18 protein-coding genes are annotated in these 15,455 nt (G+C 59.7%); 11 read left to right on the top strand and 7 right to left on the bottom strand.

Annotated features, from left to right (window positions below; all coding sequences use genetic code 11):
* Positions 1-113 precede the first annotated feature (113 nt).
* The gene (locus tag VY732_RS21095; protein ID WP_123595256.1) at positions 114-920 is read right to left on the bottom strand and encodes a TatD family hydrolase; all 807 of its coding nucleotides are present in this window, start codon (positions 918-920) and stop codon (positions 114-116) included.
* 236 nt (positions 921-1,156) lie between these two features.
* Between VY732_RS21095 and VY732_RS21090 the strand changes: the two genes are divergently transcribed.
* From VY732_RS21090 to VY732_RS21080, 3 genes are all read left to right on the top strand, one after another.
* Entirely contained in the window at positions 1,157-2,578 is a 1,422-nt protein-coding gene (locus VY732_RS21090; protein WP_123595258.1) for a transglycosylase SLT domain-containing protein, read from the top strand.
* 111 nt (positions 2,579-2,689) lie between these two features.
* Positions 2,690-3,124 (top strand): DoxX family protein, encoded by a 435-nt coding sequence (locus VY732_RS21085; protein ID WP_007908568.1) that lies wholly within the window; start codon positions 2,690-2,692, stop codon positions 3,122-3,124.
* A gap of 248 nt (positions 3,125-3,372) precedes the next feature.
* A complete protein-coding gene (locus tag VY732_RS21080; RefSeq protein WP_077573983.1) occupies positions 3,373-3,681 on the top strand; it encodes a hypothetical protein in 309 nt (102 codons plus the stop codon).
* Between the two features lie 6 nt (positions 3,682-3,687).
* Here VY732_RS21080 and greB read toward each other — a convergent pair whose 3' ends face one another.
* Genes greB through VY732_RS21065 form a run of 3 tightly spaced genes read right to left on the bottom strand, consistent with a single transcriptional unit; the run spans position 3,688 to position 7,407 of the window.
* Positions 3,688-4,185: a transcription elongation factor GreB gene (gene greB / locus VY732_RS21075; protein ID WP_016985509.1), complete on the bottom strand. Its 498-nt coding sequence runs from the start codon at positions 4,183-4,185 to the stop codon at positions 3,688-3,690.
* Between the two features lie 34 nt (positions 4,186-4,219).
* Positions 4,220-6,724, bottom strand: coding sequence for an ABC transporter permease (locus tag VY732_RS21070; RefSeq protein WP_331691664.1), 2,505 nt, complete (start codon positions 6,722-6,724; stop codon positions 4,220-4,222).
* Entirely contained in the window at positions 6,724-7,407 is a 684-nt protein-coding gene (locus VY732_RS21065) for an ABC transporter ATP-binding protein (protein WP_007908572.1), read from the bottom strand. The genes VY732_RS21070 and VY732_RS21065 overlap by 1 nt, the downstream gene beginning before the upstream one ends.
* 10 nt (positions 7,408-7,417) lie before the next feature.
* Here VY732_RS21065 and VY732_RS21060 point away from each other — a divergent pair, with 10 nt between their 5' ends.
* The 3 genes from VY732_RS21060 to VY732_RS21050 all read left to right on the top strand — a co-directional run bounded on the left by VY732_RS21060 (position 7,418) and on the right by VY732_RS21050 (position 9,544).
* The gene (locus VY732_RS21060) at positions 7,418-8,023 is read left to right on the top strand and encodes an arylesterase (protein WP_034155253.1); all 606 of its coding nucleotides are present in this window, start codon (positions 7,418-7,420) and stop codon (positions 8,021-8,023) included.
* Between the two features lie 57 nt (positions 8,024-8,080).
* Complete coding sequence (locus tag VY732_RS21055) at positions 8,081-8,374, top strand: hypothetical protein (RefSeq protein ID WP_007908575.1); 294 nt, start codon at positions 8,081-8,083, stop codon at positions 8,372-8,374.
* Positions 8,375-8,572: 198 nt separating this feature from the next.
* Positions 8,573-9,544 (top strand): L,D-transpeptidase family protein, encoded by a 972-nt coding sequence (locus tag VY732_RS21050; protein WP_116030523.1) that lies wholly within the window; start codon positions 8,573-8,575, stop codon positions 9,542-9,544.
* Positions 9,545-9,669: 125 nt separating this feature from the next.
* Here VY732_RS21050 and oprI read toward each other — a convergent pair whose 3' ends face one another.
* A complete protein-coding gene (gene oprI / locus VY732_RS21045) occupies positions 9,670-9,921 on the bottom strand; it encodes an outer membrane lipoprotei OprI (RefSeq protein WP_003199355.1) in 252 nt (83 codons plus the stop codon).
* A gap of 639 nt (positions 9,922-10,560) precedes the next feature.
* On the opposite strand from oprI, the gene VY732_RS21040 reads away from it, so the two are divergent.
* The gene (locus tag VY732_RS21040) at positions 10,561-10,842 is read left to right on the top strand and encodes a GNAT family N-acetyltransferase (protein WP_003226804.1); all 282 of its coding nucleotides are present in this window, start codon (positions 10,561-10,563) and stop codon (positions 10,840-10,842) included.
* 60 nt (positions 10,843-10,902) lie between these two features.
* On the opposite strand, the gene VY732_RS21035 is transcribed toward VY732_RS21040, so the two are convergent.
* Both VY732_RS21035 and VY732_RS21030 read right to left on the bottom strand, forming a co-directional pair.
* Positions 10,903-11,979 carry a 3-deoxy-7-phosphoheptulonate synthase gene (locus tag VY732_RS21035; RefSeq protein WP_016985505.1) on the bottom strand — a complete coding sequence of 359 codons (1,077 nt, stop codon included), beginning with the start codon at positions 11,977-11,979 and terminating at the stop codon, positions 10,903-10,905.
* 143 nt (positions 11,980-12,122) lie between these two features.
* On the bottom strand, positions 12,123-12,566 hold the full coding sequence (locus tag VY732_RS21030; RefSeq protein WP_034155250.1) for a PilZ domain-containing protein: 444 nt from the start codon (positions 12,564-12,566) through the stop codon (positions 12,123-12,125).
* Here VY732_RS21030 and VY732_RS21025 point away from each other — a divergent pair.
* The 4 genes from VY732_RS21025 (at position 12,565) to VY732_RS21010 (ending at position 15,435) form a co-directional block, all read left to right on the top strand.
* A complete protein-coding gene (locus VY732_RS21025) occupies positions 12,565-12,951 on the top strand; it encodes a thioredoxin family protein (protein ID WP_077573941.1) in 387 nt (128 codons plus the stop codon). The genes VY732_RS21030 and VY732_RS21025 overlap by 2 nt on opposite strands.
* Complete coding sequence (locus VY732_RS21020; RefSeq protein WP_116030525.1) at positions 12,948-13,904, top strand: putative 2-dehydropantoate 2-reductase; 957 nt, start codon at positions 12,948-12,950, stop codon at positions 13,902-13,904. The genes VY732_RS21025 and VY732_RS21020 overlap by 4 nt, the downstream gene beginning before the upstream one ends.
* Before the next feature lie 23 nt (positions 13,905-13,927).
* Positions 13,928-14,833 carry a 5'-nucleotidase gene (locus tag VY732_RS21015; protein ID WP_077573939.1) on the top strand — a complete coding sequence of 302 codons (906 nt, stop codon included), beginning with the start codon at positions 13,928-13,930 and terminating at the stop codon, positions 14,831-14,833.
* A gap of 98 nt (positions 14,834-14,931) precedes the next feature.
* Complete coding sequence (locus tag VY732_RS21010; RefSeq protein WP_016985500.1) at positions 14,932-15,435, top strand: universal stress protein; 504 nt, start codon at positions 14,932-14,934, stop codon at positions 15,433-15,435.
* Positions 15,436-15,455 lie beyond the last annotated feature (20 nt).

Below are 15,455 nucleotides of genomic sequence, written 5' to 3'. Positions count from 1 at the left end.
TCCGCCCTTGTAGGAGTGAGCCTGCTCGCGATGGCGGCGTGCCAGTCGACAACGATTTCAACTGATCTACCGCAATCGCGAGCAGGCTCACTCCTACATTGGATTCTAGTGTGTCAGGAGAGGGCGGGGAGATTGTAGAACGCGCGGGCACACGCCGTGGTGTGTGCCGCCAGATCCTCCTCGGTTTCGCCGCGGTGCAACGCCACCTCACGCAGCACTTCAGTCAGATACGCCGGTTCATTGCGCCCGTTCTTCGGTTTCGGGCGCAGGGTGCGCGGCAGCAGATAAGGCGCGTCACTTTCCAGCATCAAGCGCCCGCGTTGGATCTCTTTCACCAGCGGATGCAAATGCGTGCCACGGCGTTCGTCGCAGATCCAGCCAGTGATGCCGATGTGCAGATCCAGGTCGAGATAGCTGAACAACGCCTTTTGCTCGCCGGTGAAGCAATGCACCACAGCGGCAGGCAGTTGATCGCGGAAGCCTTTGAGGATTTCCAGCAAACGCTGGCTGGCATCGCGCTCGTGCAGGAACACCGGCAGTTGCAGTTCAACGGCCAGCGCCAGGTGTTCTTCGAGGACTTTTTCCTGCTGTGGGCGCGGCGAGAAATCACGGTTGAAATCCAGCCCGCATTCACCCACGGCGACTACGTTTTTTTCGTGCAACAGGCTACGCAAACGACGGGAGCTGTCTGCGTTCCAGTCACTGGCCGAATGCGGGTGAATACCGGCGGTGGCGAACAGCCGTTGACCGCTCTCATCCAGTTGCTGGCACAGCTCCAGAGCCTGTTCGCTGCCCTCGACGCTGGTGCCGGTCAGCACCAATTGGCAGACCCCGGCGGCATAGGCGCGATCAAGCACGGCCTGATGTTTGTCGGCGAAACTGGGATTGGTCAGGTTGACGCCGATATCGATGAGTTGCATGGTTGCTACCTCGGGCCGAAGGCCGGAAAGCATACCAGAGCTGTAGATTCATAAGAAAAGCCAAGAACTACAACGAGTTATAGCTGTCTTTTGATGCCGCGACGCAGCCCGGTTTGGCAGAAGTGCCATTACTGTGCCAGTCTCTCGCACTTTGCCAGCGCTCCAAGCGCTCTGTTTTCGTCGGTGATTTCGATCTTTCAGGGATGAAATTGCCCCGTATTCTTTCCGGAGAGTGGATGGTTCGTCCCTCGGTTTTGCTGCTGTTGTGTGGATCGTTGCTGCTGCCGATGACGGCGGTCGCGCGCCTGCCCGGGCCACTGCAAGCCGTGCCGGCGGCCAAGGTGCGGGACTTGTCGGAGATTCGCAGCAGCCGTGTGTTGCGGGTGCTGGTCAACCAGAGTCGCAACAGCTCCGGCGAAGTCCAGGGCCAGGCCATCGGCGTCGAATACCATCGCCTGCGCGCGTTCGAGCAATACCTCAATGGCCACGCCCGTGATGGCCAGGAAATCACCCTCAAGATCATTCCCAAAGCCAAGGACCAATTGCTCGGCGCCTTGCAGCGTGGCGAAGGTGATCTGGTCGCACCGGGTGAATTGCTCGATCTGCAATCTGGCTATGCCGTGGCCAGCAGCGAACCGATCGCCAGCCACATACCGCTGGTGCTGGTCGGGATCAAGGGTGAGCGGCGCTACACCAAAGTCGAGCAGCTCTCGGGCAAAACCCTGGCGTTGCCGACCGGCAGTGCGGCGGGGGAGGCGGTCAGTCAGCTCAATCAGAAACTGGCGTTGCACAAACTGGCGCCGATCAAGATCGAATGGGTTGATCCGACGCTGGCGGTCGAAGATGTGCTGGAGATGGTTCAGGGTGGCATTTTCCACCTGACCATCGTCGAGCAACCCATCGCCGAGCGTTGGGGCAAGATCCTGCCGAAATTGCGTTTTGATCGGCAACTGATGATCAGCGAGCCGGGCGAGGAATATTGGTTCGTTCGCCGCGATGCTGCGATGTTGCGCGCGAGCATTGACCGCTTCCTCGGCGGTTACAAGAAACCGTCCAACGAAGATGCCGCGTTTCTGCGCATCTATCGCCGTCTCTATCAAGTCCACTATCCATTGGCCAAGGCTGACCGCCAGCGCCTGGAAAAACTGCGCCCGACCCTGCAAAAGCACGCCCAGGCGCAGAACATGGACTGGCTCAATCTGGCCGCACTGGCGTTCAAGGAATCACGCCTGCAACCCAATGCCCGCAGCGGCAGTGGCCCGACCGGGCTGATGCAGATCACGCCGTCCGCCGCTCAGCGAGTCGGTGTGAACAACATTCAGAATCTCGATGCGAATGTGCAGGCTGGGGCCAAATATCTGGCGATGATCCGCCGCAAGTTCTTCAACAGCCCCAAGCTCAATGAGCGCGAGCGCATGGCGTTTACGCTGGCGGCCTACAACATCGGCCCCGAGCGTGTGCAGGGCATGCGTGCTGAGGCCCGGCGGCGCGGGTTAAACCCAAATCAGTGGTTCTTCCAGGTCGAGCGCATCGCCATGGAGCAGGTAGGAATGGGGCCGGTCAGCTATGTTAATAGCGTGAACAAGTATTACTTGGCGTTCGACCGGGAGCGGGAGTCGTTGGAGCCCGGGGCGCAAAAAGTCGTCTCACGGAAATGATCTAATAAGTCGATTGTTATGGCGGAATATTTGCGCTTTTAACATGAAATTTACTGATTAATATAGCGGCCAACCAACACACACAACTTCTCGCAAAACAAGGAATGCCCCATGAGCTCTCTGATCAACAAAGTACTGTTCACCCGCGCTGGCTACGGTCTGACCATCCTGCGCATCGCTGTCGGCGTGATCTTCGCGGCGCACGGTTCGCAAAAGCTTTTCGGTCTGTTCGGTGGTTATGGTCTGGCGGGGACGGCGCAGTACATGGACAGCATCGGTCTGCACCCAGGTTACCTGATGGCGACGCTGGCGGGCGGTACTGAGTTCTTCGCTGGCCTGGCGTTGATCATCGGCCTGCTGGTACGTCCGGCAGCATTGGGTCTGACCTTCCTGTCGCTGGTGGCGATCTTCACCGTACACATCAGCAACGGTTTGTTTATGGCCAACAACGGTTACGAGTTCGCCCTGGCCCTGCTCGGTGGCAGCCTCGCCGTGCTGATCGAAGGCGCGGGCAAGCTCTCGGTGGATCGCGCCATCGCCGGTTGAGCGCTCTGGCTCAAGGAATAGGCCCGCATTGTGCGGGCCTTTTTTGTTGCGGCTGATTCTTGACACTGATCGGTCACGTTCTCTAGGATGTTGCCCATGCGCCGATTTAAACAGCTACTTGCGGGGCGCCAGGTGACTTCAACAGTTGCCGTCAGAAGCCGGAACAGGGCTTCGAAATACCGCTAAAGCGCTGGTTCGGTGTTGCCTCTCACCTGCCATGCAGACTTTTGAGGCAGAGACACGACACGATGAATGCACTACGCCCTCCAGCACGTCCCGCGCCGATCACTGCGCATATCACTCAACGCAACCCGAAAATTCTCCTTGGCGGCAAACATCAGCCGACGCTGTTGCGTTATCTCGATGGCTGGCCACGTCGCAGCGGCGGTCCTGCCGCGTTCCTGATCCAGTTCGTTGAAGACGGCGAGTCGCTGGCGCGTTTCGCCACTGACAGTTTTGATCTCGCGGTGATTCAGGCCCCGACTGCCGAAGATGCGCCAGAGATGATCAAACAACTGGTCCGCGTTGCGCGGCAGGGCCTGATCACTCGTCGCTGATACGCTTTACGGATAGTCGATGGCGACGATGTAAACGAACTGCTCACCGGTTGGCGTCTGCACCCTGACTTCTGCATCCAGCGCCTTGCCGATCAAGGCGCGGGCCAGTGGCGAGTCGATGCTGATCAGGCCCAGTTTCAGATCCAGTTCATCCGGACCGACGATGCGGTAGCGCGATTGCTTGCCGTCTTCGTCTTCGATGGTCACCCATGCGCCGAAGTAGACTTTGTTCGGATCACTGGGTTTTTCACTGACGACTTTCAACGCTTCCAGACGTTTGGTCAGAAAGCGCACGCGACTGTCGATCTCGCGCAGCATTTTCTTGCCGTAGGTGTACTCGGCGTTCTCCGAACGATCACCCTGAGCCGCCGCTTCGCTGACCGATTGCGTCACCTGCGGGCGGCGCACATGCCACAACTCATGAAATTCGGCGCGCATCCGCGCTTCACCTTCGGGGGTGATCAGCGCGGTGCCGGCGGGGCGTGGAGGGCGATAACGGCTCATGGCAACTTCTTGTGATTAAGACCGCTTGAGTCTATCAACCCTCACGCAACACTGTCAGTGGACTTGCGTTGAGCGCCCGACGCGTACCGAACACGCCGGCACCCCCAATCAGTGCCGCGCCAATCAATGGCAGTACCAACAACCACGGATGAGGGTGCCACGGCAGATCGAACGCGTAGCGATACAACACCAGACTCACCACTTCCGAGCCGATGGCTGCAAGCAAACCGCTGACCGCACCGAGCAAGCCGAACTCGATGCGCCGCGCCTTGATCAGCAACTGCCGCTCCGCACCCAAGGCACGCAACAGCGCACCTTGGCGAATACGTTCATCGAGCGTCGACTGCAAGCCGGAAAACAGTACGGCCATGCCCGCAGCCAAAACAAACAACAGCACATATTCGACCGCCAGGGTGACTTGGGCGAGGATGCTGCGCAGCTGCTCGAGCAGCGCTTCGACCTGAAGAATGGTCACCGCCGGGAACGTGCGTGACAGTTCGACGATCTGCTGGTCATGACCTGGCGCCAGATAGAAGCTGGTCAGGTAAGTCGCCGGCAGATCCTTCAACGTGCCGGGCTGGAAGATCATGAAGAAGTTCGGCTGGAAGTTGTCCCAGTTGATCTCGCGCAGGCTGGTGACCTTTGCCTCGCGATTGACCCCACCGACACTGAACACCATGTGATCGCCGAGTTTGAGCTTGAGGCTTTCGGCGACTTTGCCTTCCACCGATACCCCGGGGACACCGTCGCTTGGCTGATCCTTCCACCATTCACCCGAAGTGAGCTTGTTGCCCGCCGGTAAATCAGCGGCCCAGGTCAGACTCAAATCTCTTTGAATAGCGCGGTCGCCCGCCGAATCCTTGCTGACGATTTGCTGCACCGCTTCGCCGTTGATGCTGATCAGTCGGCCGGGCACTACTGGGTAAAGTGGCGCAGCTTGCGCGGACACTTTGATCAGGTGATCGGTGAAGGCCTGTTTGTCTGCCGGCAGAATGTTCAGGGCAAAATAGTTCGGCGCATTTTTCGGCAGCTGGTTTTGCCAGGTGTCGAGCAGTTCGCCGCGCAGCAGGGCGATCAAGGCCATCGACAGCAGAATCAGGCCGAACGCCAACGACTGACCGGCCGCTGCCAACGGATGGCGCAGCAACTGGCCCAGGCCCAAGCGCCATGGCAGCGAAGCACGGGCGAGCATCCGCCGCAGGCTCTGCAACAGCAACAGCAGCAGGCCGCCCAGCACCAGCGCGGCGACCACGCCACCGCCGAGCAGGGCGAATGTCAGCAGCAGATCCAGACTCAGGCGCCACATGATCAGGCCGAGCGCACCCAGGGCGGCGCCGTAAACCACCCATGTGCTCGACGGGATCGGCAGCATGTCCCGGCGCAGCACACGCAGCGGCGGCACGCGACCCAATGCGGCCAGCGGCGGCAAGGCGAAACCGGCCAACGCCACCAGCCCGGTGCCGATCCCGGCGATGGCTGGAAACAGCCCGCCCGGTGGCACGTCGCTTGGCAACAAATCATGCAGCAGTGCGAACAGGCCCAGTTGCGCCAACCAGCCGAGCAGGGCACCGCTAAGAGCGGCGAGCAAACCAAGCACGGTCAACTGCAAACTGAACAGCACCATGGTTTCCCGCCGTGATAGTCCGAGGCAGCGTAGCAAGGCGCTGGCATCGAAGCGGCGACTGGCAAAACGGTTAGCCGACAACGCCACCGCAACACCGGCCAACAACACCGCGACCAGACTGGCCATGTTCAGATAACGCTCGGCCTTACCGAGTGCGCCGCCAATCTGCCGGTTGCCATCGCGGGCATCCTGAATCCGCTGATTCGCGGCGAGCCCAGGCTTGATCAGTTGCCGATAGGTTTCCAGCGCCTGCGGTTCACCGCGCCACAGTTCGCGGTAACTCACGCGGCTGCCGGGTTGCACCACGCCGGTGGCGGCGAGGTCGCCGAGGTTGATCATCACCCGTGGCGTCAGGCTGTAGAAGTTGCCGGCGCGATCCGGTTCGTAAGTCAGTACACGGGTCATTTTCAAGGTCTTCATGCCGACATCGATGCTGTCGCCGATCTTCAGATCCAGTGCGGTCAGCAAGCGTGCCTCGACCCAGGCTTCGCCGGGTTGCGGTTCACCGCCGGTTTCTTCGGTGGCGAAAGGCGCTGGCGCGCTCTTCAGTTCGCCGCGCAACGGATAGGCGCGGTCGACGGCTTTGATGCTCGACAACTGAATGCCATTGTCGGTGGCGATGACGCTGGAGAACTCCACCACTTGCGCATGATTCAGACGCAGTTCGGTGCCGCTGCGAATCTGTTCCTCGCGGGCCGGCGAACTGCCTTCGAGCACCAGATCGGCGCCGAGAAATTCGGTCGCGCGCAGCATCATCGCGCCGTTCAGGCGGGCGCCGAAATAGCCGATGGCGGTACTCGCCGCCACCGCCACGACCAGCGCAAAGAACAACACGCGCAATTCCCCGGCGCGGGCATCGCGCATGAGCTGGCGTATGGCGAGACTGAACAGACGCAACAGCGGCAAACGTGCCATCAAGGCTCCAGAGGGGCGACCAACAGCCCGGCTTCAAGACGGATCAGGCGCCGGCAGCGATGGGCCAGGCGTTCGTCGTGGGTCACCAGCACCAGGGTGGTGCCGCGTTCCTTGTTCAATTCGAAGAGCAAGTCGCTGATGCGCTCGCCGGTATGGCTGTCGAGATTGCCGGTGGGTTCGTCGGCGAACAGCACGTCAGGCTCGGCAGCAAACGCACGGGCAATGGCTACCCGTTGTTGCTCACCACCGGAGAGCTGGCGCGGTGAATGGGTCAGGCGCTGGCCGAGGCCAACACGCTGGAGTAATTCGGTGGCACGTTCACGGGCGTCTTTGCGGCCATCAAGTTCCAGCGGCAGCATGACGTTTTCCAGTGCGTTGAGGCTGTCGAGCAACTGAAAGGACTGGAAGACGAAACCGACATGCTCGGCACGAATGCGTGCGCGTTGGTCTTCATCAAGATTGCTCAGGCCCTGGCCGGCGAGAATGACTTCGCCGCTGCTCGGCAGATCGAGACCGGCGAGCAAGCCGAGGAGGGTGGATTTGCCCGAACCGGACGCGCCGACGATGGCCAGGCTATCGCCCTTGTTCAGTTCCAGGCTGAGTTCGTGCAGGATAGTCAGTTCACCTTCCGCGCTGGGAACCACTTTGCTGAGGTTCTTCGCGGTGAGAATGCTTGCGCCCATGGAGAATCCGATGCGTGTGTGGTTTTTGAGTGCTGGCCTGGCCTTGATGTGCATGGCCCAGAACGCAGCGGCGGGTACTGTCCTGATCGTTGGCGATAGTATCAGCGCCGGTTTCGGACTGGATACCCGCTTGGGGTGGGTGTCGTTGCTCGAACAACGGCTCAAACAGGAGGGTTTCGACGACAAAGTGGTCAATGCCTCCATCAGCGGCGACACCAGTGCCGGAGGCCAGGCGCGGCTGCCGGCGCTGCTTGCAGAGCATAAGCCTGAGCTGGTGATCCTTGAACTGGGCGGCAACGATGGCTTGCGCGGAATGCCGCCAACTCAATTGCAACAAAATCTTGCCTCGATGATCGACAGCTCGCGTCAGAGCGGGGCCAAGGTGCTGTTGCTCGGCATGCAACTGCCACCCAACTACGGCAAGCGTTACACCGATGCTTTTGCCGAGGTCTACGGCAAACTCGCCGACGATAAAAAGATCCCGCTGGTACCGTTTTTCCTCGACGGCGTGGGCGGTCATCCGGACCTGATGCAGGCCGATGGTCTGCACCCGGCAGTCGGGGCTCAGGGCAAGTTGCTGGAAAATGTCTGGCCGACGCTAAAACCGCTGTTATGAGGCTTTTCTAAGGGCAGGCTTTCGGCTAATGTGGCGCCCCCTTATTTGGAGCCCCCGATGTCGCGTTCTGCCTGGTCCCTGTTTGCCTACCAACTGATCGAGCCTGACGAGCAGCTGGATCTGTTCGCCTGCCAGGAAGTGCGGGTGCATCTGGTGACGCGGCAACTCGAACTCGGTGGCTCGGCCGATCGCACCCTCTGTGGCAGCCTGCTGCCGGCGCAGCCGCGCTGGTCGAGTGTGGATCGCCGGGTGTTTCAGGATCAGCGTCTGTGTTCGCTGTGCCGGGCGATTCTGGAGTCGCAAAAACGCGGGACGTCGCCGATCTGGCCGGAGCTGCGTTTCGAGCTCTGATTCTGTGGGAGCCGAGCTTGCTCGCGAAGAAGCCATGTCAGTTAACATTTTTGGCGACTGACCCACCGCTTTCGCGAGCAAGCTCGCTCCCACCTGGAACACCTTGTCGCCTGCAATGGGGTCATCTCCCCGAATATTCAAAGCGCGGTGTACAATCGCGCTCTTATACCCTTGTTGATCATGCGAAGGATTTTCCGGATGTTGCCGCGCTTTCCTGCCGTCACCCGCTGCCTGTCACTTGCCGCCCTGTGTGTGGCCGGTCCCGTTGCTGCATTGGAGTTTCCCCTGCCACCACCCGGTGAAGACATCATCGGTCAGGTGCAGGTGATCAAAGCCAAGTACGAAGATACCTTTGCCGATCTGGGTACGAAGTACGATCTGGGCTACTCGGAAATGGTCGCGGCCAACCCGGGCGTCGATGCCTGGTTGCCGGGCGCCGGCACCGAGATCGTTTTGCCGACCCGTTTCATTCTGCCGCCGGGTCCGCGTGAAGGCATCGTCATCAACCTTGCCGAATACCGCCTCTACTATTTCCCGAAAGGTCGCAACGTGGTGTACACGTTCCCGCTGGGTATTGGTCGTGAGGGTTGGGGCTCGCCGATCGCGCACACTTCGATCACTGCCAAGACGCCAAACCCGACCTGGACGCCTCCAGCGTCGATCAAGGCGGAACACGCCGCTGATGGCGACCCGCTGCCAAACGTAGTGCCGGCCGGCCCGGACAATCCGCTGGGCCCGTTCAAGTTCACTTTAGGCACCCCGGGCTACCTGATCCACGGCTCGAACAAGAAATTCGGTATCGGCATGCGCACCAGCCACGGCTGCTTCCGCATGTTCAACAACAACGTGCTGGAAATGGCCAGCATGGTCCCGGTAGGCACGTCGGTGCGTATCCTCAACGATGCCTACAAGTTCGGCAGCAGTGGCGGCAAGGTTTATCTGGAAGCGCACACGCCGATCGACGACAAGGGCAACCCGTCGGTGGTCGACAAGCACACCGCAGTGATCAACGCGATGCTCAAGCGTGAAGACGTCACCAGCAACCTGCGCGTGAACTGGGATGTGGTACGGGATGTAGTTGCGGCCGAAGATGGCCTGCCGACGGAAATCGGTACACCGAGTACCTCGGCGCCGATGGTCTCGAACACACCGATCGATTTGCAGCAGTAAGTCGGCGTTCAGAACCCGCCAATGCGTAAAGCGTCGGCGGGTTTTTTATTGCCCGGACAAAAGTTTCAGGCACAAAAAAGCCGACCCAGACATCGGATCGGCTTGATAACAATCCCGAGGGATTATTACTTGCGGCTAGCTTTGTCCAGCATGCGCAGAGCACGCTCGTTAGCTTCGTCAGCAGTCTGTTGTGCTTTTTGAGCAGCAGCCAGAGCTTCATCAGCTTTACGGTAAGCTTCGTCTGCACGAGCCTGGGAGCGAGCAGCTGCGTCTTCAGTAGCGGTCAGACGTGCTTCGGTTTCTTTCGATGCGCTGCTGCAACCGGTAGCCAGAACTGCGGCCAGAGCCAGAGCAGAGAATTTCAGAACGTTGTTCATCGTGTTCCCCTTCAAGGACTTTCAAATTAAGTGACTGTCTCCTCACGATTGAGGAAATAGCCGGCGTACATACTACCCATTACTTGTAGTAAGTAAACTGACGTAAGGCAAGAAGCAAAAAAAATTGTAGGCGTTGATTCTTTTTCGAGCAACTTTTAACTGCACTGTTTAAAAAATACCCAGCTGCAAGCCCCGAGCTGAGCGAGTTAATGAGAAAAAGTTCCCGTTGCCACGTGCTGTTTTTGCAGTCTTGGCTAAAGTCTGTCTAGATGAATTCGTCCACACTTTTGTTCCGATTTTGCGCGCTGCTTCGCTTATCTTTGTGCATGTTGAGGTGACTTTAAAAAAGGCTGCACGTCTTAAGTCTCAACATCCGGCAATGTTCAGGTGAGTGGCCCGGGAAGATCTTCTCCCCAGTCACCTCTGCGTCCCTCGGAGCAACCCCCGTCAACCCGCTTGATGACGAGCGTACCTTGAGCATTTTTGCCAATGGTGCCTACTATTTATCAGGTGCCAGGTTGCGCGAGATCGGTGTGGCTCTTCTCGGTGTCCATCAGGCACGGGGTGGCGTAGATGTTCCTTCGCCGGAAAAACATCGGTAAGGTAGGGGTCAGAATCCAAGACCCGCGAGGAGTAGTGATGAGCGAGGCGTTGTCCATCCACCATGACCAGGCTGGTCATCAGTTCGAGACCAATGTGGACGGTCATCGTGCCTACCTGACCTATATGGATCTGGGAAAACAGACCCTGGATATCTATCGCACGTTTGTGCCCAACGCCCTGCGTGGCCGTGGCATTGCTGCAGCGCTGACCGAGAGCGCGCTGCAGTACGCCGAAGAAATGGGCTACACGGTGATCCCGTCGTGCTCCTACGTCGAGCGCTACATGGAGCGCCATCAGCGTCGCGCCGCCAAGATCTGAATCGCACACACAAAAACGCCGGGCATTGCCCGGCGTTTTTTTATGCCTGTAAAACGCTGATCAGCTGCGCTGGCGTTTCGGCAGAACATCCTTGAGCTTGGCGTGCATGCTGCGCAGGGTGTTCTCGGTGGCGGACCAGTCGATGCAGGCATCGGTGATCGACACGCCGTATTGCAGGTCGGCGAGGTCTTTCGGAATCGCCTGGCAGCCCCAGTTCAGGTGACTTTCGACCATCAGGCCGATGATCGACTGGTTGCCTTCGAGGATCTGGTTGGCGACGTTTTCCATCACCAGTGGTTGCAGGGCCGGGTCCTTGTTGGAGTTGGCGTGGCTGCAATCGACCATGATGTTCGGCTTGATCTTCGCCTTGTCCAGCGCCTGTTCGCACAGGGCCACGCTGACCGAATCGTAGTTCGGCTTGCCGTTGCCACCGCGCAGCACCACGTGACCGTAGGCGTTGCCTTTGGTGGTGACGATCGACACGCCACCTTCCTGGTTGATACCGAGGAAACGGTGTGGGCTGGACACCGACTGCAAGGCGTTGATCGCCACAGTCAGACCGCCGTCAGTGCCGTTCTTGAAGCCGACGGCCGAGGACAGGCCGGAAGCCATTTCCCGGTGAGTCTGCGATTCGGTGGTACGTGCGCCGATCGCCGACCAACTGATCAGGTCCTGCAGATACTGCGGGGAGATCGGGTCGAGGGCTTCGGTGGCGGTTGGCAGGCCTTTTTCGGCCAGATCCAGCAGCAACTGACGACCGATGTGCAGACCGTCCTGGATCTTGAACGAGTCGTCCAGGTACGGATCGTTGATCAGGCCTTTCCAGCCAACGGTGGTGCGTGGCTTCTCGAAATACACGCGCATGACCAGATACAGGGTGTCGGAGACTTCCGCCGCCAGCACCTTGAGGCGATCGGCGTACTCGTGGGCAGCCTTGATATCGTGGATCGAGCATGGGCCGATCACTACGAACAGACGGTGGTCGGTGCCATCAAGAATGTTGCGAATGACTTCGCGGCCCTTGGTGACGGTGCGCAGGGCAGCATCGCTCAGAGGGATATCACGCTTGAGCTGATCGGGAGTGATCAGGGTCTCGTTAGAGGCGACGTTTAGGTCGTTGATCGGTAAATCAGCCATCGTTTACTCGTCAGGTCACGGGTGCCGGCCGCCAGCGATCCCCGCGCGGCGGAGCACAGCAGATTTAAGCGCGTCGGGGAGCGGAACCTTAGCGCGTAAAGCGCCTGCTCGACAATGGGCATGTAACGGTTTAGAGAAGACGGTCAGTCCAGCACTGGCTGGGCGAAAGCCTTGCGCACGCTGTCGTGGGAGAACTCGTCGGCGTGTTGCTCGACCCATTGCAGGGCCACCGCCTGAATTTCTTGCAGGTCATCGTGGGTGTCGTGCATGCGGCAGTAGCGCTCGATCTGACACACTTGCTCACCCATTCGCGCGCTGAACAGCGTCTGCTCATCGGTAAACGCGATGCCCACCAGATAGCCTTTTTTGCGCCGCAGGCACCACGCCACGTAGCCCGGATAACAAATGTCGGCATTCAGTGACGGCATGCGCACTTGCAGCGCTGTGCCATGGCGCCAGGCACGGTGGTAATTGCAAGCGATGCCGCCGAGGCTGATAGTGTGCAGCTGTTGCCTGGAAATACACTCAGGCTTGAGCAAGGTTAATTCAACCGGCACCTCGTCCGGATGAGGAATGAAACGTCCCATGAGCACAGACTCCCTGTGTCGGTCATTTGACATTGTTTCCCCCAGTATAGTGGTCGATTCCGAACTGACCGATTTCGACGCCGATCAACGGCTATTGGCGATGAGCGGCGTTTCGCTGGTGATTTTCACCAGTGTCGGCTGCGCCAGTTGCCGTTATGCCCGCGAAGTGTTGCCGGCTATGGCGTTGGCCATCGATCGCCTGTGCTGGATCGATGCCGGTGACAACGGCGGGTTGGTCGAGCGTTATCAGGTCTTTCATTTGCCGGCGCTGTTTGTGGTGCGCGACGGTGAGTTCTTTGGGGCATTGCACACGCGCCTGACGGCCGATGCGCTGAACGCAGCGCTGGCGCAGGCACTGGATCGAATTGCAGAGGAGTTGCCATGATGGGGGCAGTGAATAAACCGGTCGTAGGGATTATCGGTACCGGCGCAATTGGGGGGTTCTACGGTGTGATGCTGGCGCGTGCCGGTTTCGATGTGCACTTTCTGTTGCGCAGCGAGTTTTCAGCGGTGGCCGAGCGCGGTCTGCAAATCAACAGCGCGGTGCATGGCCCGCTGACGTTGCATCCGGCGCAGGCCTATTCGTCGGCCGAAGACATGCCCAAATGCGACTGGCTGTTGGTGGGGGCAAAAACCACCAGCAACGCCGGCCTGGCCCCGTCGATCATTCAAGCGGCCAAACCCGATGCGAAAGTGCTGGTCCTGCAAAACGGTCTCGACGTCGAAGACAGCTTGCGTGATCTGCTCCCCGATTCCCTGCACCTGCTGGGCGGTTTGTGCCTGATCTGTGTGCATCGCGAGGGGCCTGGACAAGTCACCCATCAGGCGCTCGGCGCGGTCAACGTTGGCTATCACAGCGGCCCGGCCATGGATGATGGCGCGCGCATGGCGATTGTCGAGGAGGGCTCCGGGTTGTTCCGCGCTGCCGGGATCGATTCCCAGGCAATGCCCAATCTGCGGCAGGCGCGCTGGCAGAAACTGGTGTGGAATATTCCTTATAACGGACTTTCGGTTCTGCTCGGCGCCAGCACCACACCGCTGATGGCCGATGCGGACAGCCGCGCGTTGATCCAGGCGTTGATGGCCGAAGTGGTGCAGGGCGCCAAGGCGTGCGGCCATGACGTGCCGCCGGGATACGCCGACTATCTGTTCATGATGACCGAGAAGATGCCCGACTACTGGCCGAGCATGTACCACGACTTTTTACACAAACGCCCGCTGGAGCTGCAAGCGATCTACGCTCGGCCGCTGGCGGCAGCGAAAGCCGCGGGTTGTGAGTTACCGCGAATCGAAGCGTTGTATCGCAATTTGAGTTTTATCGACCGGCGCAACGTTTAAGCCGGTCGCTCTGGGGGGAAGGCATGGCCAAGAACATCGATGACAAACTGGTGCTGGCGATTTCGTCGCGCGCCTTGTTCGACCTGAGCGAGAGCCACAAGGTCTATCTGTCGGGCGGCGTCGAAGCCTATCGGCAATATCAGATCGAACACGAAGACGAGATCCTGGCGCCCGGCGACGCCTTCCCGCTGGTGGAAAAACTCCTCAGCCTGAACAGTCGCCTCGGCCGTGCGCGGGTCGAGGTGATTCTGGTCTCGCGCAACAGCGCCGACACCGGCCTGCGCGTGTTCAACTCGATTCACCATTACGGTCTGGCGATTTCCCGCGCGGCGTTTGTCGGCGGGCGCAGTCCGTATCCGTATCTGAAAGCCTTTGGTTGCGACCTGTTTCTTTCGACCCATGCCGAAGACGTGCGCGCGGCGCTGGACGCCGGATTCGCCGCTGCAACGATTCTGTCCGGTGGCGCCAGTCGTGCGGCCAGCGACGAATTGCGCATCGCCTTCGACGGTGACGCGGTGATTTTTTCCGACGAGTCGGAGCGCGTTTATCAGTCCGGCGGGCTGGAAGCATTTCAGGCCAAAGAGCGCGAAGCAGCTCGTGAGCCTTTGCGCGGTGGGCCGTTCAAAGGTTTTCTGGCAGCGCTCAATCTGTTACAGCGCGAGTTTCCCGATGACGATTGCCCGATCCGCACGGCGCTGGTCACCGCGCGTTCGGCGCCGGCCCATGAACGGGTGATCCGCACCTTACGTGAGTGGGACATTCGCCTCGACGAGTCACTGTTCCTCGGCGGCCTGACCAAATCGGCATTCCTCGAAGCGTTTGCCGCCGACGTGTTTTTCGACGATCAGGCCGGCCACTGCGAACTCGCCCGCGAAGTCGTTGCCACCGGCCACGTGCCGCACGGCATCAGCAACGAACCGTCGGTCTAAAGCCTACGTGCTTCAAGACGTTGCGTCGCCCGTCGTAGTCGCCAAGGCACTGCTAAGCTGAATCAAATCTCCGCCATGTTGGCACGCGAGGAGGTCATATGATTCGTTCGATGCTGTATGCCACTGACCTCGGTCTGTACGCACCGTTAGTGATGCAGCATGCCCTGGCGTTGGCGCGAACGTTCAATGCCGATCTGTACGTGGTGCACGCGGTGGAGCCGATGGGGCTGTTTGCCGAATCGGTATTGCAGAGTTACCTCGACGAGCAGGCATTGAACGAATTTCATAGCCAGGGTCTGAAAACTGTCATTGCCAATATCGAGCAGCGGGTGCTCGACAGTTTTCGCGAAGAACTGGGGGATGAAGGCGAGCAGGATCTGCAGCGCATTCGTGCCGTGCGCGTGCTGCAGGGCGATCCGTCGCAGGTGATTCTCGACCAGGTGCAGAAACTCTCTGTCGATCTGCTGATCGTCGGCAGTCATAGCCACGGGGTGGGCGCGGAAACGCCGTTGGGGCGCACGGCGGCGCGGGTCCTGCAATTGGCCAAGGTGCCGGTTTATCTGGTGCCGTTAGTGGAGCGTCGGCGGCGGGAGGATCGCTAAGGCAGGAATAATGGCGCTTT

This window comes from Pseudomonas sp. ZY71 (assembly GCF_036542145.1).
Taxonomy (GTDB): domain Bacteria; phylum Pseudomonadota; class Gammaproteobacteria; order Pseudomonadales; family Pseudomonadaceae; genus Aquipseudomonas; species Aquipseudomonas koreensis_A.
This window is presented reverse-complemented; position numbering and strand designations above follow the sequence as displayed.